General features: G+C 69.1%; 24 protein-coding genes and 1 pseudogene. 13 read left to right on the top strand and 12 right to left on the bottom strand.

The window, feature by feature from the left end; genetic code table 11:
* Positions 1-36: 36 nt before the first annotated feature.
* Entirely contained in the window at positions 37-417 is a 381-nt protein-coding gene (locus ACXIZN_RS35240) for a sterol carrier family protein (RefSeq protein ID WP_457959239.1), read from the bottom strand.
* 53 nt (positions 418-470) lie between these two features.
* Here ACXIZN_RS35240 and ACXIZN_RS35235 point away from each other — a divergent pair, with 53 nt between their 5' ends.
* From ACXIZN_RS35235 to ACXIZN_RS35210, 6 genes are all read left to right on the top strand, one after another.
* Positions 471-1,097, top strand: a complete 627-nt coding sequence (locus tag ACXIZN_RS35235) for a type VII secretion system-associated protein (protein WP_257489828.1) — start codon at positions 471-473, stop codon at positions 1,095-1,097.
* A 104-nt stretch (positions 1,098-1,201) separates the two neighbouring features.
* On the top strand, positions 1,202-2,017 hold the full coding sequence (locus tag ACXIZN_RS35230; protein WP_457960680.1) for a lysozyme: 816 nt from the start codon (positions 1,202-1,204) through the stop codon (positions 2,015-2,017).
* A gap of 191 nt (positions 2,018-2,208) precedes the next feature.
* A complete protein-coding gene (locus ACXIZN_RS35225) occupies positions 2,209-3,054 on the top strand; it encodes a lysozyme (RefSeq protein WP_457959238.1) in 846 nt (281 codons plus the stop codon).
* 187 nt (positions 3,055-3,241) lie between these two features.
* Positions 3,242-4,054, top strand: a complete 813-nt coding sequence (locus tag ACXIZN_RS35220; RefSeq protein ID WP_457959237.1) for a Twin-arginine translocation protein TatA — start codon at positions 3,242-3,244, stop codon at positions 4,052-4,054.
* 4 nt (positions 4,055-4,058) lie between these two features.
* Complete coding sequence (locus tag ACXIZN_RS35215; protein WP_457959236.1) at positions 4,059-5,165, top strand: pentapeptide repeat-containing protein; 1,107 nt, start codon at positions 4,059-4,061, stop codon at positions 5,163-5,165.
* On the top strand, positions 5,162-6,013 hold the full coding sequence (locus ACXIZN_RS35210) for a hypothetical protein (RefSeq protein ID WP_457959235.1): 852 nt from the start codon (positions 5,162-5,164) through the stop codon (positions 6,011-6,013). Before ACXIZN_RS35215 ends, ACXIZN_RS35210 begins: the two co-directional genes overlap by 4 nt.
* 207 nt (positions 6,014-6,220) lie before the next feature.
* Here the strand turns inward: ACXIZN_RS35210 and purL are convergent, their stop codons facing one another.
* A complete protein-coding gene (gene purL, locus ACXIZN_RS35205; protein ID WP_457959234.1) occupies positions 6,221-8,503 on the bottom strand; it encodes a phosphoribosylformylglycinamidine synthase subunit PurL in 2,283 nt (760 codons plus the stop codon).
* 119 nt (positions 8,504-8,622) lie between these two features.
* On the opposite strand from purL, the gene ACXIZN_RS35200 reads away from it, so the two are divergent.
* Entirely contained in the window at positions 8,623-10,248 is a 1,626-nt protein-coding gene (locus ACXIZN_RS35200; protein WP_457959233.1) for an ABC transporter ATP-binding protein, read from the top strand.
* On the top strand, positions 10,245-11,972 hold the full coding sequence (locus ACXIZN_RS35195) for an ABC transporter ATP-binding protein (protein WP_457959232.1): 1,728 nt from the start codon (positions 10,245-10,247) through the stop codon (positions 11,970-11,972). Before ACXIZN_RS35200 ends, ACXIZN_RS35195 begins: the two co-directional genes overlap by 4 nt.
* A gap of 217 nt (positions 11,973-12,189) precedes the next feature.
* On the opposite strand, the gene purQ is transcribed toward ACXIZN_RS35195, so the two are convergent.
* Positions 12,190-12,873: a phosphoribosylformylglycinamidine synthase subunit PurQ gene (purQ, locus tag ACXIZN_RS35190; RefSeq protein WP_457959231.1), complete on the bottom strand. Its 684-nt coding sequence runs from the start codon at positions 12,871-12,873 to the stop codon at positions 12,190-12,192.
* Complete coding sequence (gene purS, locus ACXIZN_RS35185; RefSeq protein ID WP_125784867.1) at positions 12,870-13,109, bottom strand: phosphoribosylformylglycinamidine synthase subunit PurS; 240 nt, start codon at positions 13,107-13,109, stop codon at positions 12,870-12,872. Before purS ends, purQ begins: the two co-directional genes overlap by 4 nt.
* A 66-nt stretch (positions 13,110-13,175) precedes the next feature.
* Between purS and ACXIZN_RS35180 the strand changes: the two genes are divergently transcribed.
* The gene (locus tag ACXIZN_RS35180) at positions 13,176-13,949 is read left to right on the top strand and encodes a hypothetical protein (protein ID WP_457959230.1); all 774 of its coding nucleotides are present in this window, start codon (positions 13,176-13,178) and stop codon (positions 13,947-13,949) included.
* A 102-nt stretch (positions 13,950-14,051) separates the two neighbouring features.
* Complete coding sequence (locus tag ACXIZN_RS35175; RefSeq protein WP_457959229.1) at positions 14,052-15,632, top strand: GMC family oxidoreductase; 1,581 nt, start codon at positions 14,052-14,054, stop codon at positions 15,630-15,632.
* 52 nt (positions 15,633-15,684) lie between these two features.
* Here the strand turns inward: ACXIZN_RS35175 and ACXIZN_RS35170 are convergent, their stop codons facing one another.
* The 3 genes and pseudogenes from ACXIZN_RS35170 to ACXIZN_RS35160 form a co-directional block, all read right to left on the bottom strand.
* Entirely contained in the window at positions 15,685-17,187 is a 1,503-nt protein-coding gene (locus tag ACXIZN_RS35170; protein WP_457959228.1) for an aldehyde dehydrogenase family protein, read from the bottom strand.
* 33 nt (positions 17,188-17,220) lie between these two features.
* Entirely contained in the window at positions 17,221-17,529 is a 309-nt protein-coding gene (locus ACXIZN_RS35165; RefSeq protein ID WP_457959227.1) for a hypothetical protein, read from the bottom strand.
* A 14-nt stretch (positions 17,530-17,543) separates the two neighbouring features.
* Positions 17,544-18,542: pseudogene (locus ACXIZN_RS35160) on the bottom strand (MFS transporter); the annotation flags it as partial.
* Between the two features lie 61 nt (positions 18,543-18,603).
* Here ACXIZN_RS35160 and ACXIZN_RS35155 point away from each other — a divergent pair.
* Both ACXIZN_RS35155 and ACXIZN_RS35150 read left to right on the top strand, forming a co-directional pair.
* Positions 18,604-19,548, top strand: a complete 945-nt coding sequence (locus ACXIZN_RS35155; RefSeq protein ID WP_457959226.1) for a DUF5937 family protein — start codon at positions 18,604-18,606, stop codon at positions 19,546-19,548.
* A gap of 33 nt (positions 19,549-19,581) precedes the next feature.
* Positions 19,582-20,217 carry an MBL fold metallo-hydrolase gene (locus ACXIZN_RS35150; protein WP_457959225.1) on the top strand — a complete coding sequence of 212 codons (636 nt, stop codon included), beginning with the start codon at positions 19,582-19,584 and terminating at the stop codon, positions 20,215-20,217.
* A 49-nt stretch (positions 20,218-20,266) separates the two neighbouring features.
* On the opposite strand, the gene ACXIZN_RS35145 is transcribed toward ACXIZN_RS35150, so the two are convergent.
* The 4 genes from ACXIZN_RS35145 to ACXIZN_RS35130 all read right to left on the bottom strand — a co-directional run bounded on the left by ACXIZN_RS35145 (position 20,267) and on the right by ACXIZN_RS35130 (position 23,889).
* Positions 20,267-21,442, bottom strand: a complete 1,176-nt coding sequence (locus ACXIZN_RS35145; RefSeq protein WP_457959224.1) for a DUF418 domain-containing protein — start codon at positions 21,440-21,442, stop codon at positions 20,267-20,269.
* A 71-nt stretch (positions 21,443-21,513) separates the two neighbouring features.
* On the bottom strand, positions 21,514-22,245 hold the full coding sequence (locus ACXIZN_RS35140; protein WP_457959223.1) for a TetR/AcrR family transcriptional regulator: 732 nt from the start codon (positions 22,243-22,245) through the stop codon (positions 21,514-21,516).
* Positions 22,242-22,949 carry a DUF2334 domain-containing protein gene (locus ACXIZN_RS35135; protein ID WP_257483350.1) on the bottom strand — a complete coding sequence of 236 codons (708 nt, stop codon included), beginning with the start codon at positions 22,947-22,949 and terminating at the stop codon, positions 22,242-22,244. Before ACXIZN_RS35135 ends, ACXIZN_RS35140 begins: the two co-directional genes overlap by 4 nt.
* 58 nt (positions 22,950-23,007) lie before the next feature.
* Complete coding sequence (locus ACXIZN_RS35130) at positions 23,008-23,889, bottom strand: phosphoribosylaminoimidazolesuccinocarboxamide synthase (RefSeq protein ID WP_457959222.1); 882 nt, start codon at positions 23,887-23,889, stop codon at positions 23,008-23,010.
* A gap of 35 nt (positions 23,890-23,924) precedes the next feature.
* Between ACXIZN_RS35130 and ACXIZN_RS35125 the strand changes: the two genes are divergently transcribed.
* Positions 23,925-24,731, top strand: a complete 807-nt coding sequence (locus ACXIZN_RS35125; protein ID WP_457959220.1) for an SAM hydrolase/SAM-dependent halogenase family protein — start codon at positions 23,925-23,927, stop codon at positions 24,729-24,731.
* Here the strand turns inward: ACXIZN_RS35125 and ACXIZN_RS35120 are convergent.
* The gene (locus ACXIZN_RS35120; RefSeq protein WP_457959219.1) at positions 24,614-25,501 is read right to left on the bottom strand and encodes an MOSC domain-containing protein; all 888 of its coding nucleotides are present in this window, start codon (positions 25,499-25,501) and stop codon (positions 24,614-24,616) included. The two genes, ACXIZN_RS35125 and ACXIZN_RS35120, sit on opposite strands and share 118 nt — an antisense overlap.
* Positions 25,502-25,696: the final 195 nt, after the last annotated feature.

Genomic DNA, 25,696 nt, shown 5'->3' with positions numbered 1-25,696 from the left:
CTCGCGAATCTCGCGAGGAACGGCCCGTTCATGGCTTCAGAGGCGGACCAAGGGCAGCCAGCGGGCCAGATCGGCCCTGCTCCCGGAGGCGGTGACCCGCCCCGACTCGACGGCGTCGGCCCAGCCGAGCAGCCCGGTCGCCAGTTCCAGCCACGTGCGCGGATCCGTTTCGACGACGTTCGGCGGCGTCCCGCGGGTGTGGCGCAATCCTTCGACACACTGCACGGCCGCGAACGGCGGCACCCGCACTTCGACACTCTTCCCCGGGGCGTCCCCGGCCAGCGTCCGCAGGCTCAGCCGAACCGCCGCGGCCAGCTCCGGACGGACCGGATCCGGACCGGATCCGCTCAACCAGGGGGAAATCGCCGCGATCGCGGCTCGTAACTCAGCGGGGTCGACCGAACGCGAAGAGGCCATGGGAGAACAGTAGAGTGAGCGCGAACAAACCTTCAGGCACCCGGAACGTGGGGATGGCGATGGCGCAGCGGGACGAGGCGGATCGGTTGGCGTCGAGCCCGGCGGGCAAGCGGAAACAGGCGAAGCCGAAGATCACCGAAGAGATGCGCGCCAACGCCAAGGCCAACCCCAACAGCTGGCTGTACGTCATCGACGAGGCCTTCGACCCTGACGGCCCGGTGCCGTCCTGGGCGGTCGTCGGCGCGTACCCGGTGAACGGCGGCGGCGAGATCGTCGAGGACTTCCACCCCAACGACCGCTACCGTCCCTCGCCGAAGGCGCTCGGTTTCCCCGAGCCGCGCAACGAACTCGAGCAGCTGCTCCAGCTGGTGCGCACGAACCACCGCCCGGCCGCCGACCTGCCGCGCGTCATCCTCGACTCGACGCTGTTCGTCTACGCCCTTTCGCCGGTGCAGCGCACGGTGATCGGCTTTCACAACACCGACGGCAAGGTGCTCGTTCCCGCGTACACGGCCAAATCGCTGGTGCCGCGCGAATGGCCGCACGCCAGGGCGGTGCTGGGCCGGGACATGGTCCCGCTGCTCGCCGGCCACCCCGTGACGATCAATCCGCACGACCGGCTCACGGCAATCATCCCCTCGGAGCATCTCGACAAAGCCCTTTCGGACGAGCGTCGTTAGAGCCCGGTTAACCCACTCGGCCCAATTTATTCAGGCCGAACGCCACTCTTTCGAGTGATGTTCGAGTCGCTGATTCCCTTTCCGCGGGGGATCGTGGCGACGTGATGAGTCGCAGAGTGTGTTCAAAAGGCTGGGGGGCCGTCCTCACGGCGGGGGTTTTGCTGCTCGCGCAGACCCCCGCCGTCGCACGGGAAAGCGGGCCGCGATACGACGGGGCCGAGGAGCACTACGCCGGTTCACAGATCGCGCTGCACGAAGGCGTCGACGGGGTGGTGGGGCCGCTGTACGGCGGCGAAGCGCAGACGCTCGGCCACGACGTCAGTGGCCATCAGGGCGAGGTCGACTGGCCCGCCGCCGCCCGGACCGGCGCGAAGTTCGTCTACGTGAAGGCGACCGAGGGCACCGGCTTCGTCAATCCCCGGTTCGCCCAGCAGTACAACGGTTCCTACGGCGTCGGCCTGATCCGCGGCGCGTATCACTTCGCTCGTCCCGACATCTCGGACGGCGCCGCGCAGGCCCACTACTTCGTCGACCACGGCGGCGGCTGGTCCAAGGACGGCAAGACGCTGCCGGGCGCGCTCGACGTCGAGTACAACCCATACGGTGAAACCTGTTACGGCAAGACGCCGGCGCAGATGGTCGCCTGGATGGCGTCCTTCGCGACGACGTATTTTCACCGCACCGGGCGGCATCCGACGATCTACACGTCGACGAGCTGGTGGAAGCGCTGCACGGGGAACAGCAACGCGTTCTGGCAGAACCCGCTGTGGCTCGCGCGCTACAACACGCAGATCGGCGAGCTGCCCGCGAGCTGGAAGCATCAGACCATCTGGCAGTTCGCGGACAGGGGCAGCCTCCCTGGTGACCAGAACTGGTTCAACGGCACGGTCGATCGAGTGCGCGCGCTGTCCCTCGGCTGAATACTCACCCGAGTGGGCGTTACAAGATCACATAACCAGGGCTACTTGGAAATGAAAATCACCCACGCGTAGTACCAATTTCACGGAAGTTAGTGACAAACCCGGCACTCGTCGTCAACAATCGTGCCCGGACGGCTACCACCTGCAAGGTCGCCGTCTCAGCGAGGGTTATCCGTGAAGGGATTGTCGTAATGCGCACTTCCCGAAGAATCGCCATCGCCGTCGGCTCCGCGCTGCTCCTGCTCGGCAGCACGGTCCCGGCGTCGGCCGCCCCGTCCCCCGAGATCATGTCGATCGAACAGGATCTCCAGGCGAACGACCACACGATCGGATCGCAGATCCGGCGTGTGGAAGGCGACACCTCCACCCCCGAGTCGAAGGCCAAGGCCGCGCAGCCGCAGCCCGAGGCCGGGGTGCTCGCGACCGTCGCGGGCATGGACGTGGCCAGCTACCAGAAGAACGTCGACTGGGCCTACTGGTGGGGTCAGGGCAAGCGCTTCGTGTGGACGAAGGCCACCGAAGGCACGAGCTACAAGAACCCGTACTTCGCCCAGCAGTACAACGGTTCCTACAACCAGGGCTTCATCCGCGGCGCGTACCACTTCGCCCTGCCGAACGTCTCGAGCGGCGCGGCGCAGGCCGACTTCTTCATCAACAACGGCGGCGGCTGGTCCAAGGACGGCAAGACCCTGCCGGGCGCGCTGGACATGGAGTACAACCCGTACGGCGCCACCTGTTACGGCCTGAGCCAGTCCGCCATGGGGTCGTGGATCCGGGCGTTCCACGACCGCTACAAGGCGCGCACCGGCCGCTGGCCCGTCATCTACACCTCGACGAGCTGGTGGAGCACCTGCGTCGGCACCACGCAGAACTTCGGTGGCACGGTCCCGCTGTGGATCGCGCGTTACGCCTCCACCGTGGGCGCGCTGCCCTACGGCTGGGGCTACTACACCGTGTGGCAGTACACCTCCAGCCCGCTGGACCAGAACACCTTCAACGGCGCTTACGACCGCTTGCAGGCACTGGCCAACGGCTGAGCTGCGCATACCGTGAACAGGCGGCTTCCGGCCCCGGCCGGGAGCCGCTTTCGCGTTCCGCTTTCAGCGCAAGGTACCTTCCGGGCAGAATGCCCCTGAAATCCCTGGCACGGGCGGATCCGGAACCAGCGCTGACCGCCGGTCGTCTGATCTGAAGCCTCAGGCCCCAGTACGGAAGGCGAGACCGATGACCTACCCACCCCAGCCAGGCCAGCCCTATGGCCAGGACCCCCAGGGACAGCAGCCGCACCAGGGTGGCTGGGACCAGACCCAGCAGTACGGTCAGCCGCAACAGTACGGACAGCAGCAGGGCTGGGACCAGACGCAGCAGTACCAGCAGCAGCCGCAGCAGGGCTGGGACCCGACCCAGCAGTACCCGCAGCAGCCCCAGCAGGGCTGGGACCCGAACAACCAGGGCTACCAGCAGGGCTTCGGCGGCCCGCCCGCGCCGCCGCCGAAGAGCAAGACCGGCCTGATCATCGGGATCGTGATCGGCCTGGTCGTGCTGATCGCGTTCGGTGTCACCGGGTTCGTCGCGCCGGGCTTCCTGCTCAGCAAGGACGAGGGGAACAACACGGCCGCGCCGCCGCCCGCGTCGTCGTCCGAGCAGGCGCCGACCTCCGCGCCGAAGAGCAGCCCGAAGTCGAGCTCGCCCAGGAGCAGCCCGAGGAGCACCGAAAGCGGTGGCACGGGCTCCGAGGGGAACCCGAAGGGCATCCAGAACCTGAAGGACTTCCTGGCCAAGGTGAGCGCCGGGGACAAGGCCGGCGCGCTGGCGCTGGTGTGCGCGGACATGAAGGCGACCATGGGCGACTCGATCGACATCATGGCCCCGGCGCCGTCGCAGCTGGAGGTCACCTCGACCTCCGGTATCGGTGACGGGTTCATCACCGGTGACATCGAGGGCACGGTCAAGGGCAAGAAGGTGAGCGGGTCGGGGATCTCCTCGGACGACAACCCGGACAAGTCCTTCTGCGTCCGCAACTTCTTCGTATTCTGACCGGATGAAGCGGTTTCTCCGCTCCCCGCTGCTCTGGACCTTCGTCGTCTCGCTCGTCCTGCTGCTCGCGGTCGGCGGCTGGTTGCTGACGGATCCGGCGACCAGCCGCAGCGAGGCGCTGAAGACCGGCGGCATCGCCGGGGGCGCCATCGTCGCGTTGTACGCGTTGTGGCTCAACGACAGGCGGCGCCGGGTCGAGGAACGGCGCCAGGAGGTCGAACGGCAGCGCCAGGAACTCGAGCTGCGGCGGGCAGACCAGGACCGGGACCGAATCTCGGACGAACGGTTCGCGAAGGCCGTCGAACTGCTCGGTCACGAGGCCGACCAGGTGCGGGTCGGGGCACTGCACGCGCTGGCGGGTCTGGCTCGCGGCCGCGAGATCTACAAGCAGACCGTGCTGGACATCCTGTGCTCGTACCTGCGGCGGCCGTTCGAACATCCGCGGTACAAGGACACGGCGAAACGGGACGGGAACACCGCGCCGGAAGCGGGCTCCGCGGAGCAGGACCAAGAACTCCAGGTCCGGCAGACCGCGCAACGGCTGATCGGGGAACTGCTCCCCGCCGCGGATTCCGAGGGGAACGCGTACGACCTCGACCTGACCGGGGCGGTGCTGGAGTACTTCGATCTTTCGGAGCGGAAGGTCGGCAAGCTGTTGCTCCGCTACGCGGGTTTGTACAGCAGCACCAACCTGTCCGGCTGTGTGTTCCTCGGGCCGGTGTATCTGACCGGCGCGGGCACGGAAAAGGAGAAGCGCATCGGCTTCTTCCGGTGCAGTGACGCCAAGTTCGAACAGCGGGCGTGGTTCAGCGGGGTCCGGTTCTCCGAGGACGTCGAGTTCCGCGACACCGTGTTCGCGGGCGAGACCTCCTTCAAGGACAGCGTCTTCGCGAAGGACGCCGTCTTCGCCGACGCGGAGTTCAAGGGGACGCTCGATCTGCGTCGCGCCCGGTTCGAGGGCTTCGGGGATCTGAGCTTCCGTAAGCCGCCCGGCACTGTGTCCCTGTACAACACTTCGGTGGAGCCGGCGAGGGATCACGAACTCCCCGCGGGCTGGGCCGTCGAGACCCTGCCGGACGGCCGCGCCCGGCTCACGGTGAAGGACCGATGAGGCGCCTGCTCAAATCGCCGCTGCTCTGGACGTTGCTGTCGTCGGTCGTGGTGCTCGTCGGGGTCACCGCCTGGCTGCTCACGGATCGCGCGACCAGCCGCGGCGACGCGCTCAAGACCGGCGCGCTGGCGGGCGGGGCGATCGCCGCGCTCTACGGGCTCTGGCTCAACGACCGGCGGAGGCGTACCGAAGAGGACCGGCACGAGATCGAGCGCAGCCGGATCTCCGACGAGCGCTTCGCCAAGTCGATCGAACTGCTGGGCAACGAAGCCGATCAGGTGCGGATCGGGGCGATGCATTCGCTCGCCGGGCTCGCCAGGACGCGTCCGGAATACCGGCAGACGGTGCTGGACGTGTTGTGCGCGTACCTGCGGCGGCCGTTCGAGCACCCGAGTTTCGATCCGGACCTCGACTGGGACGACAAGGAAAAGCGAGCGGCGGCGGAGCGGGAAAGGCTGGTCCGGCGTGCGGCCGAGCGGCTGATCCGCGACATCCTGCCCCACGCCGGGACCACCGGGCAGACGCTTTCGCTCAACCTCAGCGACGCCCGGCTCGACAAGCTGGGGCTGCTCGGCAGGCGGATCGGCTGGTTCGGCGCGGATCGGTGCGAGGTGCTGTCCTATCTCGACCTCACCGACGCTCAGCTGTCCGGGAAGTTCCTGTTGGAGAACGCGACGATCCGCGGCAGGTTCGAGGTCCCGAGGGCGAGGTTCGAACGGAAGGTGTCGCTGGACGGCCTGGTCGTCGAGGCGCCGGTCGACTTGAGTGTGGCGACCTTCGAGGAGGCGCCTTCGCTGGAGGGTACGAAGTTTCCGCCGGGTTCGGTTCTGCCTGCCGCTGAGGGGTAGCCACTCACGACCCATCAGACGTCGCGAAAGCCACTTTCGCGACGTCTGATGTCCCGAAAGTGGCTTTCGCGACAGGCGGACCGGGGCAGACCTCAGGCTGCGGGCGCGCAGAGCCCCATTTCCAGTACATGAAGGCCCCCTTCCTTGCGCCTGGCGCAAGGAAGGGGGCCTTCATGTACTTCCGGAGAGCGAACGCGGCCCTTCAGCTCAGTCGAAGAGCGCGGGGAGCGTGCGCTCCCAGGTCTCCCGAAGCTCGTCCAGCGTGAACTCCGTGATGCCCTGGAGTTCGAGCGAGCCCGACTCCGGGTCCACCACGCCGGTCTTGCGCCACGGCAGGCCGCGCGCGGTCAGCATCTCGGTGAACCGCAGTTCCTCGGTGCGCGGCACGGCGACCAGCACCCGCCCCGCGGACTCGGAGAACAGCTGCACGAACGGGTCCTGCTCCGCGTCGAGGAAGACTCGGGCACCGCACTGTCCGATGAGGACGGTCTCGACGAGCGTCTGGATCAGGCCGCCGTCGGAGATGTCGTGCGCGGCGGAGATCATGCCGTCACGGGAACCGGCGATGAGGATGTCGGCGAGCAGCTTCTCGCGCGCCAGATCCACACGGGGCGGGCGGCCGCCGAGGTGGCCGTGCAGTTCGCGCGCCCAGGCGGAACCGTCCAGCTCGTCGTGGGTTTCGCCCAGCAGCAGCAGGGTTTCCCCGGCCTCCGCGCCGATTCCGGTGGGGATGCGGCGGGTGACGTCGTCGATCACGCCGAGCACGCCGACCACCGGGGTCGGCAGGATGGCCGTGTCACCGGTCTGGTTGAAGAAGCTGACGTTGCCGCCGGTGACCGGGATGCCGAGTTCGACGCAGCCGTCGGCGAGACCGTGCACGGCCTGCTCGAACTGCCACATCACGCCCGGGTCGGTCGGCGCGCCGAAGTTCAGGCAGTCCGACACCGCGACCGGCTTCGCGCCGCTGGTGGCGACGTTGCGGTACGCCTCGGCCAGCGCGAGCTTCGCGCCCTCGTACGGGTCGAGGTAGACGAACTTGCTGTTGCAGTCGGTCGAGACGGCGACCCCGCGGCCGGTGGACTCGTCGATCCGGATGACGCCGGAGTCCGACGGCTGCGCGAGCACGGTGTTGCCGCGCACGTAGCGGTCGTACTGGGAGGTCACCCATTCCTTCGACGCCTGGTTCGGCGACGAGATCAGCTTGAGGATGTCGGCCCGCAGTTCGTCCGAAGTGGACGGACGCGGCAGTTTGGCCGAGGTGTCGGCCTGCAACGCGTCCTGAGTGGACGGACGCTGGATCGGGCGGTCGTACACCGGGCCCTGGTGCGCCACGGTGTGGGCCGGGACGTCGACGACGACCTCGTCGTTCCAGGTGATGACCAGGTGCTCGCCGTCGGTGACCTCGCCGATGTCGGTGGCGATGACGTCCCACTTCTCGCAGACCTTCATGAACGCCTCGACGTTCTCCGGCGAGACGACCGCGCACATGCGCTCCTGCGACTCGCTGGACAGCACCTCCGCCGGGGTCATCCCGGTGGCGCGCAACGGAACCCGGTCGAGGTAGATGTGCATACCGCCGTCACCGGCGGCCGCGAGCTCCGACGTCGCGCAGGAAAGCCCGGCGCCGCCGAGATCCTGGATGCCGACGACGAGCTTCTGGGCGAACAGTTCGAGACAGCACTCGATGAGCACCTTCTCGGTGAACGGGTCGCCGACCTGGACGCTCGGGAGCTTCTTGCGGCCGCCCGAGCTTTCGTCACCCGAGAAGGTGTCGCTCGCGAGGACGGAGACGCCGCCGATGCCGTCGAGGCCGGTGCGCGCGCCGAACAGGATGATCTTGTTGCCCTTGCCGGAGGCGAAGGCGAGGTGCAGGTCCTCGACGCGCATCGCGCCGACGCACAGGGCGTTGACCAGCGGGTTACCGGAGTAGCTCGGGTCGAACACCAGCTCGCCGCCGATGTTCGGCAGGCCGAGGCAGTTGCCGTAGCCGCCGACGCCGGCGACCACACCGGGCAGGACGCGGCGGGTGTCGGGGGCGTCCGCCGGGCCGAAGCGCAGCGCGTCCGCCACCGCGAGCGGGCGCGCGCCCATCGCCATGATGTCGCGCACGATGCCGCCGACGCCGGTCGCGGCGCCCTGGTACGGCTCCACGTAGGACGGGTGGTTGTGGCTCTCGACCTTGAAGGTGACCGCCCAGCCCTCGCCGATGTCGACGACGCCCGCGTTCTCGCCGATGCCGGCGAGCATCTTCTCCTTCATCTCGGGAGTGGCGGTCTCGCCGAAGTAGCGCAGGTGCTTCTTCGAGGACTTGTACGAGCAGTGCTCGCTCCACATCACCGAATACATCGCCAGTTCGGCGTCGGTCGGACGGCGGCCGAGGATCTCCCTGATCCGGGCGTACTCGTCGTCGGCGAGGCCGAGCTCGACGTACGGCTGGGTCAGTTCGGGGGTCGCCTCGGCGCGTTGAGTGGTGTCAACGGTGCTGGTCACGGTGTCAACCTCAGGGTTCGCCACGGCCTTGAGAATAGGCGAGGGGGTTGTTCACCTTGCGGTCGCCCACGCATAAATCGGTCGCGCCCGCGACGGTGATCCGCTTACCGTCGGCAATCGTGCTTTCCGCCACATATCCGCTTCCGCGACTACGCCTGCCCGCCAAGCCGACCGCCTGGCGGTACCTGGTCAGGATGATGCTCGCGCGTCCGGGACTGCTCGCCGTCTCGGCGATCAGCGGTGCGCTGTGGTCGCTTCCGATCGCCCTGCTGCCGGTCGCGATCGGCCGGGGCATCGACGCGATCGGCCGCGGCGACGGCGATTCCGTCTGGCTGTGGGGGCTCGCGGCCACCGGGCTCGGGATCGCGCAGACGGTCGCGGGCACGGTGCAGCACTTCGCGTCCTACGGCTGCTGGATCCACGGCGCCGGGGTGACGCAGCGCCTCGCCACCGAACACGCGGCGAAGCTGGGCGCGAATCTGCGCGACACGACCACCACGGGTGACGTGGTCGCGATCACCACCAGCGACATCAACCCGATCGGTGACTCCTTCGAGGTGCTCGGGCGGGCCTTCGGTTCGCTGATCGCGTTCGTCGTGTGCGCGACGGCGCTGCTGACGACGTCGCCGCTGCTCGGCATGGTCGCGCTGATCGGTGTCCCGCTGGCGGTGGTCGGCATCGGACCGCTGCTGAAGCCGCTGGAGAAGCGCCAGACGAAACAGCGCGAGGAGAAGACCGAGGTCAACGCGCTGGCCGCGGATATCGTCTCCGGCCTGCGGATCCTTCGCGGTGTCGGCGGTGAGAAGCAGTTCCTCGACCGCTTCCGTCGCTCCAGCCAGAAGGTCCGCGCGGCCGGTGTCCAGGTCGGACGCAGCGAAGCGTGGCTCGCGGCCGCGGAGGTCGCGCTGCCGGGACTGGTCACGGTGGCCATCACCTGGCTGGGCGCGCAGGCGACGATGAACGGCACCATCCGCGTCGGCGAGCTGATCACGTTCTACGGCATCTCGGTGTTCCTGGTGATCCCGGTGACGACGGCGACCGAGTTCGCGGGCGTGCTGAGCGCCGCGCTGGTTTCGGCGCGGAAGGTGTGCAAACTGCTGTCCACCGAACGCACGCTCGCCGAGCCGGAGCATCCGGTAGCGCTGCCGGAAGGCCCGCTGGATCTGTACGACGAGACGTCCGGGATCAAGGCCGAGGCCGGGAAGCTGACCGTCATCGACGTCGGGGCCGACGCCGACGCGGTGGCTTCGCGGATGGCGCGGTTCACCGATCCGAGTGAACCCGCGCTCGTCGGCGGGGTTCCGGTGGACCGGGTCGCCCTCGACGAGCTGCGGCGGCGGGTCGTGTTCGCGCACAACCAGGACATCTGGTTCTCCGGCGTGCTGCGCGAGCAGGTCGCCCCCGCCGAGCCCGGCGACGTCGAGATCACCGAAGCGCTGTACGCGGCGGACGCCGAGGACATCGTGGACGCGCTGCCCAACGGCGTCGACGAGGTGATCGGCGAACGCGGACGTGAGGTTTCCGGTGGCCAGCGGCAGCGGCTGAATCTGGCCCGCGCGCTGGCGACCGACGCCGACGTCCTGCTGCTCGACGAGCCGACCTCGGCCGTCGACGCGCACACCGAAGCCCGCATAACCGAACGCGTCGCGAAGCTGCGGCGCGGCAAGACCACCGTCGTGTTCAGCCAGAGTCCACTGTGGACACATGTGGCGGACGTGGTCGTGAGTACGAAAGTACCGGCATGAAGAAGCTGCCGCTGGCAGACAAGAAGGACGTCAGACGCTGGATCAAGGAGACCGCACGCGCCAACAAGCGCGAGTTCTCCGTGATGCTCGGCCTGTTCTGTGTCGCGACCGCGATCGGGCTGACCGGGCCGAGGTTGCTTGGCGCGCTGGTGGACGAGGTCGTCGAAGGTACGACGACCACCACGATCACTTGGCTCGCGGTCGCGTTCGTGGTCGTGCTGGGCGCGCAGGCCTGGTTCAAGGGCCTGGCGCGGCTGCGTGCGCGGGTGTTCGGCGAGCGGATCCTGGCGAAGAACCGTGAGCAGTTCGTCGGGAACGCGCTGAACCTGCCGCTCGGGACGGTCGAGGCCGCGGGCACCGGCGACCTGCTCAGCCGGGCGACCACCGACGTCAGCCGGATCGACCACGCGGTGCGGTTCGGCGCGCCGGAGATCCTGATCGCCGCCGTCACGGTGGTGTTCACCGTGGTGGCGATGGTGATCACGTCGCCGTTCCTGGCGCTGGGCCTGCTGGTCGCGCTGCCGCTGCTGGTGCCGGTCAACATCTGGTACCAGCGGCGGATCCCCGACGTGATGCGGCGGATGCTCGACAAGTGGTCCGAGCTGCAGTCCACCACGCACGAGACGGCGGAGGGCGCGCGGACGGCGGAGGCGCTGAGCCTGACCGGCCGCCGGATCCGGACCGGGCACGACGGTCTCGACGCGTCGATGCTGGGCGAACGCAAGATCCGGGCGCTGCAGATGCGGTGGATCCCGTCGCTGGAGATCAGCTACGTGCTGCCGGTGCCGGTGATGCTCGGGCTGGGCCTGCTCGCCTACTCGAACGGCTGGGAAGGGCTCGGCACGATCACCGCGATGCTGCTGTACTCGCAGGTCATGACCGGTCCGCTGAACGAGGCGCTGTTCTGGCTCGCGGACATACAGGTCGCCGGGGCCTCGCTGCGGCGGCTGCTGGGCGTGCGGCCCGCTCCTGCTTCGGAGACGGTCACGGAGACCCCGCGCGGCCAGGACATCGAGGTCCGCGACGTGCGCTTCGGCTACAACGCCGACCGCGAAGTGCTGCACGGGATCGACCTGCGGGTGCCCGCCGGTGAACGGCTGGCGATCGTCGGCCCGTCCGGGGCAGGCAAGTCGACCCTCGGGCGGCTGCTGGCCGGGATGTCGGCGCCGACCTCGGGTTCGGTGCGGATCGGCGGCGCCGAGGTGTCGACGCTGCCGGACGACGTCCTGCGCGGCGAGGTCCTGCTGCTGACCCAGGAGCAGCACGTCTTCGCGGGGACGCTGCGGGACAACCTCACCCTGCCCGCCGGGGACTGGACCGACGAACGGCTGCTGGCCGCGCTGGACTCGGTCGGCGCTTCGGAGTGGGTGGCGGGCCTGCCGGACGGGCTGGACACGAAGGTCGGGGCCGGGGCGGTCGCCGTCCCGGCGGCGATGGCGCAGCAGCTCGCGCTGGCGCGGGTGGTGCTGGCCGACCCGCACACCCTGGTGCTGGACGAGGCGACGTCGCTGCTGGACACGGGTTCGGCGCGGGAGCTGGAGCGGTCGCTGAGCGCGGTGCTCGAAGGGCGCACGGTGATCGCGATCGCGCACCGGCTGCACACCGCGGCCGCGGCCGACCGGGTCGCCGTCATCGAGGGCGGCCGGGTGACCGAGCTGGGTTCCCACGCGGAGCTGCTGGCCGCCGGAGGCCCCTACTCCGCCCTGGTGGCCGCCGCCTCCTGACGCATTTCGTCCTCTAAATGCGGTTGAGCGCATTTAGAGGACGAAATGCGGAGGGCGTCAGGCGGAGACGCGTCTCCCCAAGGGCGCCCCGCGCCCGACGGAGACTTCACGTCGCGCGCCCTCTTTCGGGCCGAAGGCCCACGTGAACGCGATGAAGGGGCGCCTCCGCACTCAACGCGAGTTGCGTGCGGAACGGCGCCCCTTCGGCGTGTTCACGTCAGCGCGCGACCAAAGAGAGGGCGTCCACGGCGCTGTAGAACATGCCGAGGCCGTCATCGGAGGGCCCGGTGAGGGCGTCGATGGCGTGCTCCGGGTGCGGCATGAGCCCGACGACGCGGCCGTTCTGGCTGCGGATCCCGGCGATGTCGTTACGCGAGCCGTTCGGGTTGCCGCCGACGTAGCGGAACACCACGCGGCCCTCACCCTCCAGCTCGTCGAGCGTGGCCTGCTCGGCGACGAAGCAGCCGTCGATGTTCTTCATCGGGATGAGGATCTCGGCGTCCTTGTCGTACCGGGTGGTCCACGCGGTGTCGTTGTTCTCGACGCGCAGCCACTGGTCACGGCAGATGAAGTGCAGGCCCGCGTTGCGGATCATCGCGCCCGGCAGCAGCCCGGCCTCGCACAGGATCTGGAAGCCGTTGCAGATGCCGAGCACCGGCATGCCCTTGTGGGCGGCCTCGATCACCGACGACATCACCGGCGCGAACCGGGCGATGACGCCGGCGCGCAGGTAGTCGCCGTAGGAGAAACCACCGGGGACGACGACCGCGTCGACGCCCTTCAGGTCCTCGTCCGCGTGCCACAGCGGCACGGCTTCGGCGTCGGCGTAGCGGACCGCGCGGGCCGCGTCACCGTCGTCGAGCGTGCCGGGGAAGGTGATGACCCCGATGCGGGCGCTCACGCGTCCACCCGCTTGATGGTCCACTGCTCGATGACGGGGTTCGCGAGGAAGCCCTCGGCGATCTTTTCGAGCGTCGCGTCGTCGACGGAGTCGTCGACCTCGATCTCGAAGTGCTTGCCCTGACGGATCTCGGTGATCCCGGTGAAGCCGAGACGACCGGCCGCGCCGAGCGCGGCTTGGCCCTGCGGGTCGAGGATTTCGGGCTTGGGCATGACGTCGACGACGACTCGGGCCACGGCAGGCTGCTCCTTATTCACGCAGGTCGTGGGTACCGCCCGAGCCTACTTCACTACGGTTGCCGCATGACCTACGGGCAGTACGCACCGCCGAAGAAGCCGAAGACCGGGCTCTGGATCACGCTGGTGCTGGTCTTCGTCCTGATCGCGGGCGGTGTCGCGTTCACCGGGTTCGTGACGCCGGGCTTCTTCAAGGCCGAGGCCGACACCACCTCGCGCGCGACGCCGGAGCAGCTGAGCCAGTCGTTCGTGAACGGCGTCGCCGAAGATCGGCTCAGCCGGCTCTGGTGTCCGGTCCGCTCGAAGCGGTCGTACAGCTTCGAGCAGGTCATGGCCGCCACCGACGGCGCACAGCTCGGCACGCCTGCGCGTCAGCGTGCGCCGCAGGAGTATTCGGCCACGCTCAACGCAGGCGGGCAGACCGTCGGGATCGCGATGATCCCCGGCGAGGGCGGCTGGTGCGTGCGCGACGCCAAGATCGGCGGCGAGCCCGAGCCGCTGCCGGGCATCGAGACGAAGCCGTCCCCGCGGCCCGACGTCAAGACCGGCGAAGAGGCGGGGAACAAGTTCGTCGACGCGATCAACGCGCGTGACATCCCGGCAGCGCTGTCCGTGCTGTGCGAGAAGGTGCCGGACACGACACGCGACGGCGTGCAGCAGATCATCCACGGCGAGGGCAGGTACACCGTCGACAGCGCCGACGTCCTGACCACCGCGAAGCAGACGATCCTGCACCTCACCGGCGAGGTCGACGGCGTGCGGAACCCCGGCCGGATCGAGACCGAGGACGACGCCGAGGGCGGCCCCTGCGTGGCCTCTTTTTCACCCGACTCCGACTGAGCTCGCACCGATCCTTCGTCTGGGGGATGCTCGGAGCGCGGCGCTGGGCCAAGATGAGCCCATTGGCGGGGCGTCAACACCGGGCGAGCAGCAGGAGGCACCGTGGCCGATCAGGACTCCTTCGACTACGTGATCGTCGGCGCGGGCAGCGCGGGATGCGTACTGGCGAACCGGCTGAGCGAGGATCCGTCGGCGCGGGTGCTCCTGCTCGAGGCGGGCGGTGAGGACGACGCCGACGAGATCCACATCCCCGCCGCGTTCCCCGGTCTGTTCAAGACCAAATGGGACTGGAACTACGAGACGGTCGAGCAGAAGCACACCGGCAAGACGCTGTACTGGCCGCGCGGGAAGACGCTCGGCGGCTGTTCGTCGATCAACGCGATGATCTACATCCGCGGCAACCGCGCCGACTACGACGGCTGGCGCGACGGGCACGGCGCCGAGGGCTGGGGTTTCGACGACGTCCTGCCGTACTTCAAACGGGCGGAGGGCAACCAGCGGCTCGGCGGGCCGCTGCACGGCACCGACGGCCCGTTGAACGTCGAGGACCGCCGCTTCACCCACGAACTTTCCCTCGCCTGGGTGGATTCCGCGGTCGCCTGGGGCCTCAAGCGCACCGACGACTTCAACGGCGAGTCGCAGGAAGGCGCCGGTGTCTACCAGGTGACGTGCAAGAAGGGCCGCCGCTGGTCGACGGCCGACGCGTATCTGCGGCCCGCGTTGGCGCGCCCGAACCTCACCGTGCGGACCAACGCGCAGGCCACCCGCGTCGTCTTCGAAGGCACCCGCGCCGTCGGCGTGTCCTATTTGGACAAAGGCACCGAGACGACGGTGCGCGCGTCGACGGAGGTCCTGCTGAGCGGCGGCGCGGTGAACTCGCCGCAACTGCTGATGCTTTCCGGCGTCGGCCCGGCGGAACACCTGCGTGAGCACGGGATCGACGTCGTCGCCGCGCTTCCCGGCGTCGGCGACAACCTGCACGACCACCCCGCCTGCGGGATCATCTGGTCGACGCGGGGCACCACCGACCTCGTGGACGCGGCGACACCGGGCGGACTGGTGCGTTACCAGTTCACGAAACGCGGCCCGCTGGCTTCGAACATCGGCGAGGCGGGCGCGTTCTTCCCGGCAGCGGACGGTGTCTCGCCGCCGGATATGCAGATCCACGTCGCGCCGACGTTGTTCTACGACAACGGGATGCGCGAGCCGACGGTGCCGGGCTTCACTTCGGCGGCGACCCTGGTGGACGTCGCGAGCCGGGGACGGCTGCGGCTGAAGTCGTCGAATCCGTTGTGGAAGCCGGAAATCGACCCGGCGTACTACGCGGAGTCCGTGGACATGGAGAAGATGCTCGCCGGGATGCGCGCCCTGGTGGAGATCGGGAAGTCCGGTCCGCTGGCGCGCTATCTGGACAAGCCGTTCCTGCCGGAGCGGCACGACCTGACCGACAGCGAACTAGCCGACTACGTGCGCGAGAAGACGCAGACTCTGTACCACCCCGTCGGGACCTGCTCGATGGGGACGGGCGAGAACGCCGTCGTCGATCCGTCGCTGAAGGTGCGCGGAGTGGACGGGTTGCGCGTGGTCGACGCGTCGGTGATGCCCGTGGTGCCGCGCGGGAACACGAACGCGCCGACGATCATGGTGGCGGAGAAGGCCGCGGATCTCATCCGGGGCAAGTAGCGCTCGTGAGTGGTAAGGACGGTTAGAACCATCCTTACCACTCACGAGGGTCTTACCGCTTTCCGTGCAGCACCGTAATGAGCTTCGCGACCAGAGCGTCCGTCTTTTCCTTGCGCGAGAACGACGTCAGCACGATCGGCGCGGTGAAGCGCTGCCGCGCGACGGCCTTCGGGCGGGCGAACTCGCGCAGGCCTTCCGGGCCGTGGATGCGGCCGAAGCCCGAGTCGCCGACGCCGCCGAAGGGCAGCGAAGCGATACCGGCGAAGGAAAGCGGCGCGTTGATCGACGTCATGCCGGTGCGCAGCCGCCCGGCGAGTTCGAGACCGCGCGACTTCGAGAACACCGTCGAGCCGAGGCCGTACTTCGTGTCGTTGGCCTTTTCGACGGCTTCGTCCATGTCGCGGACCTTGGCGATGGTGACGGTCGGGCCGAACGTCTCCTCCTGGACCGCCACGGAGTCCTCGGGCACGTCGACGAGCACCGTCGGCTGCACGTAGCGGTCTCCGACCGCGTCGACGCCGCCGACCAGCGCCCGCCCGCCGCGTTCGATGGCGTCCGCGATGTGGCGCTTGATCACCGAGAGCTGCGAAGGCATCGTCACCGGGCCGTACTGCGCGGCAGCGTCCGAGCCGGCCCGCACGTCCTTCGCCTTGTCGACGACCTTCGCGACGAACTCGTCGTGCACACGCTCGTGGACGTACACGCGCTCGACACCGATGCAGGTCTGGCCCGAGTTGGAGAACGCGCCCCAGACGGTCGCGTCGGCGGCGGCTTCGAGGTCGGCGTCCGCGTCGACCAGGACGGCGTCCTTGCCGCCCGCCTCGATGATCACCGGGGTCAGCGTCTCGGCGGCCGCGGCCATGATCTTCTTGCCCGTGCCGGTCGAACCGGTGAAGGCGATCTTGTCGACGCCTCCCGTGACGAGCGAAGCGCCGGTCTCGCCGAAACCGGTGATCAGCTGCAGCACCGGCCACTCCGGGACGACCTCGTTGAAGGCGTCGACCAGCCATTTCCCGACGCCGGGCGTGTACTCGCTCGGCTTGAAGACGACGGTGTTACCGGCGGCGAGGGCGTACGCGATGGAGCCGAGCGGCGTGAAGACGGGGTAGTTCCACGGGCCGATCACGCCCACGACGCCGAGCGGCTGGTACTCGACCGTCGCCGCCTGGTTCGACATCATCAGCCCGGCCGCGCGGCGCTGCTTGCCGAGGATCTTGCGCGCGTGCTTGCCCGCCCACGCGATGTGCTCGATGGCGAGGACGCTCTCCAGCTGCGCGTCGGCGATCGGTTTGCCGGTCTCGTCGCGCACGACCTGGCACAGCTGCGGCAGCCTGCGGGTGATGACGCCCTTCCAGCGGCGCAGGCGTTCGGCGCGGCCGTCGTAGCCGAGCCCGGCCCACCATTCGGCGGCGTCCTTCGCGCGGGCGATGGCGGCGCGGACGTCCTCCCTGGTGTGCACCGGGTAGGTGCCGACGACCTCGTCGGTCGCCGGGCTGAGGGAATCGAAGGTCTCCCCCACGCTGTGCGCGGTCGGCTTCGGCTGGACTGCGGTCATCGACTTCTCCCGTGTCTCGGCTCAAAGCCCAGGCTACGACGTTACTGACGGCGTGCCAATAGCTCGCCTGGGGCGTGCCACCAGCATCGCACAGGAGACGAGGGCCGCAAGGACGCCGAGAAGAGGGGCCAGCCAGACCGGCAGGACCCCGATCGCCAGCGAACCCAGCCCGAAGCCCGAAGCCTGCACGGTGAAGGCCAGCGAGAACCCCTCCGACCGGCGGCGTTCCGGCAGCAGCTTCTGCAGGTTGACCGACGAGACGGCCATCAGCGGGCCGGTGCAGAGCCCGATCAGCGCAACCCCGCCGAGCAGCCCGGCCCAGCCGAAGCCCGCCGAAACCACGATCCCGCCGAGNCCGAAGCCTGCACGGTGAAGGCCAGCGAGAACCCCTCCGACCGGCGGCGTTCCGGCAGCAGCTTCTGCAGGTTGACCGACGAGACGGCCATCAGCGGGCCGGTGCAGAGCCCGATCAGCGCAACCCCGCCGAGCAGCCCGGCCCAGCCGAAGCCCGCCGAAACCACGATCCCGCCGAGCACGAAACCGGCCAGGAACAGCCTCGGATCGCCGGCCTTCCCCCTCGCCGCGTACAGCGCGCTCCCGGCGATACTGGCGCCGCACAGCACCACGATGACGATGGCCGTCGCCGATCCGGGCGCGCCGAGGCGCAGGACGAGCGGCAGCAGCCCGACCTCGATGGTCGACAGCAGGAGCCCGACGGTGAACAAACCCGCCAGCCAGGGCACACACGCGGCGACCGGGATCGGCTGGCGCTCGACCGTCCTTTGTGGATCTCGCTGAACCGTCCGTCGCGGTACGAGCAGCGCCGCGAGCAGGGCGACGACGGCCATCGCGAGAATCGGGACGACCGGGCCGGACGCCGCCAGGAGCGCCACCAGCAGCGGACCGCCGACGATCACGCCTTCGAGGATCATCGCGTCCACCGAAACCGCCCTCGGCAGCTCCTCTTCGGTCACCGTCGCGGCGAGCAGCGTCCGGAAACCGCCGTTCAGCCCGCCCGCGACCAGCCCCGGCGGGATCGCCAGCCCGAGCAGCACCCAGTCCGGGGCTCCGGCGGAAGCGACCGCGGCCAGCAGGAACAGTCCGGCGGCGACCAGCGGAAGCAGCACGACGAGCCCACGCGCGGGGCCGACGCGGTCGAGCAGCCGTCCCGTCGGCACGGCGCCGACCATCTCGGCGGCGACGAAAACGGCCATCATGATCCCGCCGAGCCGATACGAACCGGTCGTCGCGGTGGTCAGCACGGTGAAGGCCAGCGGCGCCATCATGCCGGGCAGCCGGTTCAGCTGCACCCCTGCCGACCAGCGCCAATACCCGGAATTACGCAGCAACGTCATGCCACGAACACTGCCGAACCCAAGCTGGCCAGGCCTATTGATTAGGACATAGCCTAATCCGATGATCGAGCTGGTCCTGACCGCCGAGAGCGCGAACCGCGTCCGCTTCGGCATCTCCCCGCTCGACGAGACCATGGGCGCGATGCAGACGCTGCTCGGACGGCGCGGGCACCCGAGCCACCTGCCGTGGCTGCGCGAGGCCGCCGCGAAACTGCCGGACCTGCCCATCGACGGCTTCGCGAAGGTGATGAGCGCGCGGCACTACATCACCGATTTCCTCAGCCCGCCGCCGAGCGGCCCGGAGACCACGGCGTCCGCCCAGCTCGCCGAGATCCGCCGCACGGCACCGGAGCAGGTCGCGCACGAGCTGTCCAAAGTGGACTCCGATCTGAGCGGCCTGCCAGAAGATCCCGCCGAGGCAAGGGATCTGCTGGCAGGCCAGATGGAGATCGCCTGGACCGAGCTGGTCGAGCCGCATTGGCCCCGGATGCGCCGATTCCTGGTCGCCGACATCGAGGAACGCTCGCGACGCCTGGCCGCCGGCGGTATCGCGCTGGTACTGGAGGACATCCACCCGCGCGTACGGCTCGTCGACGACGTCCTGGTGATCGAAATGAAGGAACGCGGCCGCGTCCACCTCGACCGGCGCGGGCTCTTGCTGATCCCGGGCGTCTTCGCCTGGCCTTCGGTCGGGGTGATCACGATGGAGCCGTGGCAGCCTTCGCTGCTGTACCCGGCTCGCGGGGTGGCCGAACTCTGGTCGGATCCCGAACGTCCGCCCGGCGCGCTGACCGGCGTACTCGGCCGGACGAAGGCCGCGCTGCTCACGACGCTCAACGAACCCGCGAGCACCACCGAACTGGCCCGCAGGCTGGGCTTCTCGGCGCCGACGGTCTCGCGGCATCTGACCGCGATGCGTGCGGCCGGCCTGCTCGAAACCCGGCGGCGCGGCCGCGAAGTCCGCTACCGGCGCACCGAACTTGGCGACGCCCTGCTGCGGGCATAGGCTGGAATCGAGCTACCGCGAAGGAGAACACCGATGCGCATTGTCCACTTTGGACACGCTTGCACCCTTCTGGAGACCGAGGGCGCGCGGATCCTGATCGACCCCGGCACCTTCTCGGCGGGCTTCGAGGGCGAGCGTGAGCTGGACGCCATCCTGATCACGCACCAGCATTTCGACCACCTCGACGCGGACAGGCTGCCCTCGCTGCTGGAGGCCAACCCCGGCGTGCGGCTGATCGTCGACCCGGGTTCCGCCGAAGCGGTGGGGAAGCTCGGCGCCGAGTTCCAGATCGCGAACCCCGGCGACGCCCTCGAAATCGGCTCCAGCAGCGTTGACGTCGTCGGCGGTGTGCACGCGGTGATCCACGAGGAGATCCCGGTGATCCCGAACGTCGGCTACGTCGTCGACCACGGCGCGTTCTACCACCCCGGCGACTCGTTCTTCGTGCCGGAACAGAAGATCGACATCCTCGGTCTGCCCACCGGCGCTCCGTGGCTCAAGGCCGGCGAGGCCGTCGACTACCTGCGTGCGGTGTCGCCGCGCCTCGCCGTCCCGATCCACGAAGCCGTCCTCGCGCGGCCGCAGATGCACTACGGCCTGTTCGCGAATCTCGCGCCGGAAGGCACCGAGGTGAAGGTGCTGGATGTCGGGGAGCCGGTGAAGCTCTAGCGGTAAGCGCGGCGAGTCCGGGGTGTCCCGAAAGCCACTTTCGGGACATCTAGCGTCGCGAAAGTGGCTTTCGCGACACAGTCTCCGGGGTCCGGTAAGCCAGTTTCCGCACCAGGATCTCCGCCGGTCCCCGATACGACCGCCGGTGCATCAAGTACGCGACGACGACCGTCAGCAGCCACACGCCGAGCCCGCACGCCGCAGCCACGAACGTCTGCCCGCTCAATCCCAGCATGAACGGCGGCGCCAGGACCAGCCACGCCACCGACTGGAACAGGTATGCGCTCAGCGTGCGCTGCCCGAGCGCGGAGATCGCGGTGACCACGACACCGCGGCGCTTCTCGCCGGCCGCCATGCCGATGAGCCCGAACAAGCTGACGTAGCCGATCGCGCCGAACAGACCGGCGCCCTCGTACATCAGCTTGACGAGCCTCGCGGTTCCTTCGTCGAAGCCGACGTAGTCACCGGCGAAAAGCCCCATCGGCAACGCACCCGCGATCGCGACACCGAAACCGCCGAACACACCGAAGAGGAGCAGTTTTCGATTCGGCTCCTCCAGGACGCGCTTCTTCGCGGCCCATGCGCCCACCCAGACGAAGAGGATCGACGACAGCAGGATCGCCGTGCTCATCGGCCATTCCGTGAGCCGCTCGCGCACGGCGTCGCCATACGTCGGCGCCAGTGACGACACGTCCTCGACGGACGGGGCCGGCGCGCTCCCGGAGCCGCCGGTGAGCACCAGGTACATCAGCACGGCGAGGTAGCAGACGCCGAACCCGAGGTACAGTACCGGGATCCGGTAGAAACCCTTGCCGCGCCTCAAAAGCAGCAGAGTGAACACCACGCCGATCACGCCGTACGCGCCGAGCACGTCGCCGGAGAAGAACAGCACCCCGTCGACGGCACCGAAGGCCAGCAGCCACGCGTGACGGCGGAGCAGGACGCCGCGCGTCCGCGTCCACGGCTGTCCCAGCGCCTCCTGGCGGTTGGCGAACTGCACGATGCCGTAGCCGAGCATCATGCCGAACAGCGGCAGCGCGCACGCGTGGACGAACACGAACAGCATCACGAAGTACGGCCGTTCCAGGCCCTCCGGCGTCTGATCGACGCCCGGCGTGTTCCCCAGGAAGATGCTCGCGGTATGCGCCAGCGCGACGAGCAGTAGCGCGAAACCCCTGGCCAGATCCGGAGCGAGCACCCGCTCGCTCGTCGGTGTCGATGTCATGAAGCCCCCTTTAGTATCCAACGTACACTAATTAATATCCGATGGATACTAAAGATGGAAGAGGGTGCTTGTCAGCCTGCGTCGACGAGAGCGGCGATGCCGTCGAGCACGACGCCGAGACCGAAGTCGAAATCGGAGTCCTGTTCGGAGTCTCCGAGCCCTGAGGTCAGGAAGCCCGCGGCATCGGGGAAACGCTCGGGGTCGATCAACTCGGCGAGGCCTTTGCCGTAGGCCCGTTCGGCCTGAGCCTGGCTCAGCTCGCTGCCCTTACGGCCCTCGGCGAGCTGGATGGCCTGCGCGCAGGCGAGGCGGACATAGCCGCCGATCAGCACCAGGATCCCGCCCTTGGTACCCCAGTCGAGGCCGGTGTCGCGCAGCGTCCGCAGGATCGCGTCCATCCACGCGACCGCGTGCGGCCCGGCCGGCGGGCCGGTGAGCGGCAGCTCGACCAGCCACGGGTGCTTCATCAGGATATCGCGGTTGGCCTCGGCCAACGTGGTCAGCTCGGCCCGCCAGTCACCGGCAGGCTCCACCGGCGGCGGATCGCCGATGGCGAAATCGGCCATCAGCTCCAGCAGTTCCGCCTTCGAACCGATGTGGCGGTACAGGGACATCTTCGTGACGCCGAGATCCTTCGCCACGCTCGCCAGCGTCACGTTCGCGACGCCTTCGCGATCGGCGAGGCCTACCGCGGCCGCCACGACACTGTCGATGTCGAGCACGGACGGCCTGCCGCGCGTCGGGCGCTCCGCTTGCCGCCAGAGCCGCGACAGCGTCGCCGGTGCGCCACCCTCGTCGGTCATCCCGACAATTTAACCCGCGTTCGCGAGAGCGAGCCGTACGTGGTTCCGAAAGCGCGGTTCTCCAGCGAGACGTCGACGGCGTCGAGGAACGCCTGCCGCAGCCCCGGCCGGGCGAGATCCGCGGCGTCGATGCCGAGCCGGACGAGCCCACCGCGGCGCGCGGCCCTGGCGGCGGCCAGCACCAGCGCGAAACACCGGACGGTCTCCGTGCGGTGCGAGGGCCCGCCGAACTCCTGCACCCTGGCGCGCTGGACCTCTCCGGACACCAGATCCCGCACCGAGACCAGGTCCGCGCACAGGGTGAAACCGTGCTCGCGCAAGGCCTGCACGGTGCCCTCCGAGGCGATCCAGCGCGGCGGCGCGAAACCGTCGACGGCCATGCCGTTGGCGTCGAGCGCGGCCTTCGCCGCGATCAGCCGTAGCCGCGCCTCGTGCGCGGGAAGTGCCGCGAACTCGGCACGTTTCCCCAGGTAGACGGCGCGATGGGTGGGCGGGACCTGATGGTCGTAGCCGTGCAGGAGGACGGAGTCGCCGTGGGTGCGGCGCGTCCGGACCCACTCGGTCACGGGGCCCTCGCCGGTACGAGCGGCGTAGAGCACCGACAGCGGGACCCTGCGCCGGTCGAGTTCGGCCGCGAGATCGGCACAGCGGTGCAACGTCCGGGTGGTCACGCCGGACAGGGAAACCAGCAAACGTGCATCCACCCCACCAGTGAGCCAGCCCGGGCTTGCGCTCGCCTGACGTCGGAGTGAACTCCGCAGGTCAGGAGGGCCAATCCTGCAACGACCGGCCGGTGATGCGTTCGTAGGACTCGATGTACCTCGCCCGCGTGGCGGTGACGATGTCCTCTGGCAAGGGTGGCGACTCCGGTCTGTCCCGGCGGTGCCAGCCGGACGCCGGGCTGGTGAGCCAGTCCCGCAGCGGCTGCTTGTCGTACGACGGCTGCGGGCTGTCGGGCGCGTAACCGCCGGCGGGCCAGTAGCGCGACGAATCCGGGGTCAGGACTTCGTCGGCCAGCACGAGGTTCCCCTGACGGTCGATGCCGAATTCGAGCTTCGTGTCCGCGAGCAGGATGCCGCGTTCGGCGGCGAACTCCGCGCCGCGGCGGTACACCGCCAGCGTCGCCTCGCGGACCTCCTCGGCCCGTTCGCGGCCGAGTTGCCCGACGACGTCGTCGAAGGCGATGTTCTGGTCGTGCGAGCCGCGGTCGGCCTTGGTCGCGGGGGTGAAGATCGGTTCGGGGAGCCGGGAGGAGTCGGTCAGGCCAGGCGGGAGTTCGACGCCGCAAACCGTGCCGCGCGCGCGATAATCGGCGAGACCGGTACCGGTGAGATAACCGCGGGCGACGGCTTCCAGCGGCAGCATCGCCAGCCGCCGCACCAGCAGCGCCCGGCCGCGGACCTCGGCGGGGATGCGTTCGTCTTCGTAGGAGACCAGGTGGTTGGGGAGGACATCGGAGAGCAGGGAGAACCAGAACACGCTCATCGCGGTGAGCACCCGACCCTTGTCCGGGATGGGCGTGTCGAAGACGACGTCGTAGGCGGAGATCCGATCCGAAGTGACGAGCAGCAGATGCTCGTCATCGACGGCGTAGAGCTCACGGACCTTGCCGGCGGCGATCTTCGGGTATTCGAGCGTCGTCACGGCTGCACCCTAGCGATCAAGGATGATGGCTGATCATGCCGATCCACTGCGTTTCGTTCACGACCGATTACGGGCTGAGAGACGGTTTCGTGGCCGCGTGCCACGGTGTGATCGCGCGGATCGCGCCGTCCGTACGGGTGATCGACGTGAGCCACGAGATCCCTCCACAGCAGGTCAGGACCGGCGCCGAGGTACTCGCCCAGACCGTGCCGTATCTGCCGGAGTCGGTCCATCTCGCCGTCGTGGACCCCGGCGTCGGCACCGCTCGGCGCGGTGTCGTGGTGGTCACCGACCGCGGAATGCTCGTCGGCCCGGACAACGGACTTCTCATTCCCGCCGCCGAAACACTCAGCGGGGTGATAGCGGCGTACGAACTCGCGGCCCCGGAGTACCGCCTTCCGGTGACGTCGTCGACCTTCCACGGACGCGACGTCTTCGCCCCCGCAGCGGCGCATCTCGCGCTTGGCGTCGCCCCCGAGGAGTTCGGGCCGCCCGTCGACGACCTCGTGCGCCTGCCGGATCCGTTCGTGGCGGTGTTCCCCGGCAAGCTGGTGGCCGAAGTGCTCACGGTCGACCACTTCGGCAACGTCCAGCTCGCCGCGAGCCCCGCCGACCTCGAACTGGCCGGGCTGTCCGGCACGGTCTCCGTCAGCAGCGAACACGTCCTGGTGAAAGCACTGGTCGGCGACACCTTCGGCACGGTGCCGCCGGGCCGGAACGTGCTCTACACCGATTCCGCGGGACGGCTCGCGGTCGCCGTGAACGGCGGTTCGGCGTCGGAGGTGCTCCGGCTGGGGCCCGCCCAGGAGTGCACGATCACCTCGTCGCCGACGGACACCTGACCCGGGCCGGTCACCGCCATCTTGATCCCGAACGAGACGCCGCCCTCGGGCTCTCGGCGGTAGTCGGCGAGCGAGCGGATCGGCTCGGGACCGGCCTTCTCACCGGTCTCCTGGTCGACCATCGGCACCGTGCAGCGGATGCAGACCTTGGCGTACCCGAGTTCGAGACCGCCGGCGGTGAGCGAGCGGACGTCGTCCTCGCGGTGGGGCTCCGGCCAGCCCGAGACGACGATGTTGGGCCGGAAGCGATCCATCGGCACGGCCTCCGCGCCACGCGACGCGATCCGCTCGTTCAGACCGTCCAAAGAGGACTCCGACGTCAGCAGGATCGCGTGCGCGTCGGCGAAGGCCGCGGTGCCGGGGATCTCGCCGTTGGTGACGCGCTCGTGCTCCGGCGCTAGCCCGACGAAGACCGACGGGAGGCCCAGCACGGTGGAGAACCACTCGGCGGCCTCGTCACCCTGATGGACGCCCTTGCCCTGCCAGGTGAACGTCGCGGCGGGATGCCGCGGCCCGTCCGTGACCGTCTCGACCAGGAGATCTTCGACGCCGGGAGCGGCGAGCCGCAGGCGGGCGCCGTCGTCGGCCACCTCGGCCCGGATGGCGGCCATCACCGGATGCTTCCGCTGGCTGCGGAACTCGCCCTCCGGGGAGACGACCATCCAGGCACGGTCGAACCTCAGCCCCGCCGGGGTGACGTCGGCCGTTTCGACCGCCGTCCCGGCGCAGCCTTTGACCGGGTAATAGACCAGTTTCGCCACTCTCGCCATAGCCGCAGGTTAACGAGTCCGGCCGGGAGTCGGTCGGTACAGGTGGTCGTGAGTGGCGATTCGGGTTCTAAGCCCAATCGCCACTCACGAGAACCCGAGGCGCTCGGTACCGCCGGGTACTCAGGCTTGGCCGGGGGTCGCGAAAGCCACTTTCGAGACCTCTGATGTCCCGAAAGTGGCTTTCGCGACATGACC

It is taken from the genome of Amycolatopsis sp. TRM77291 (genome assembly GCF_054166285.1).
Note: the sequence above shows the minus strand (reverse complement) of the source record. Positions and strands in the feature narration are given on the sequence as shown.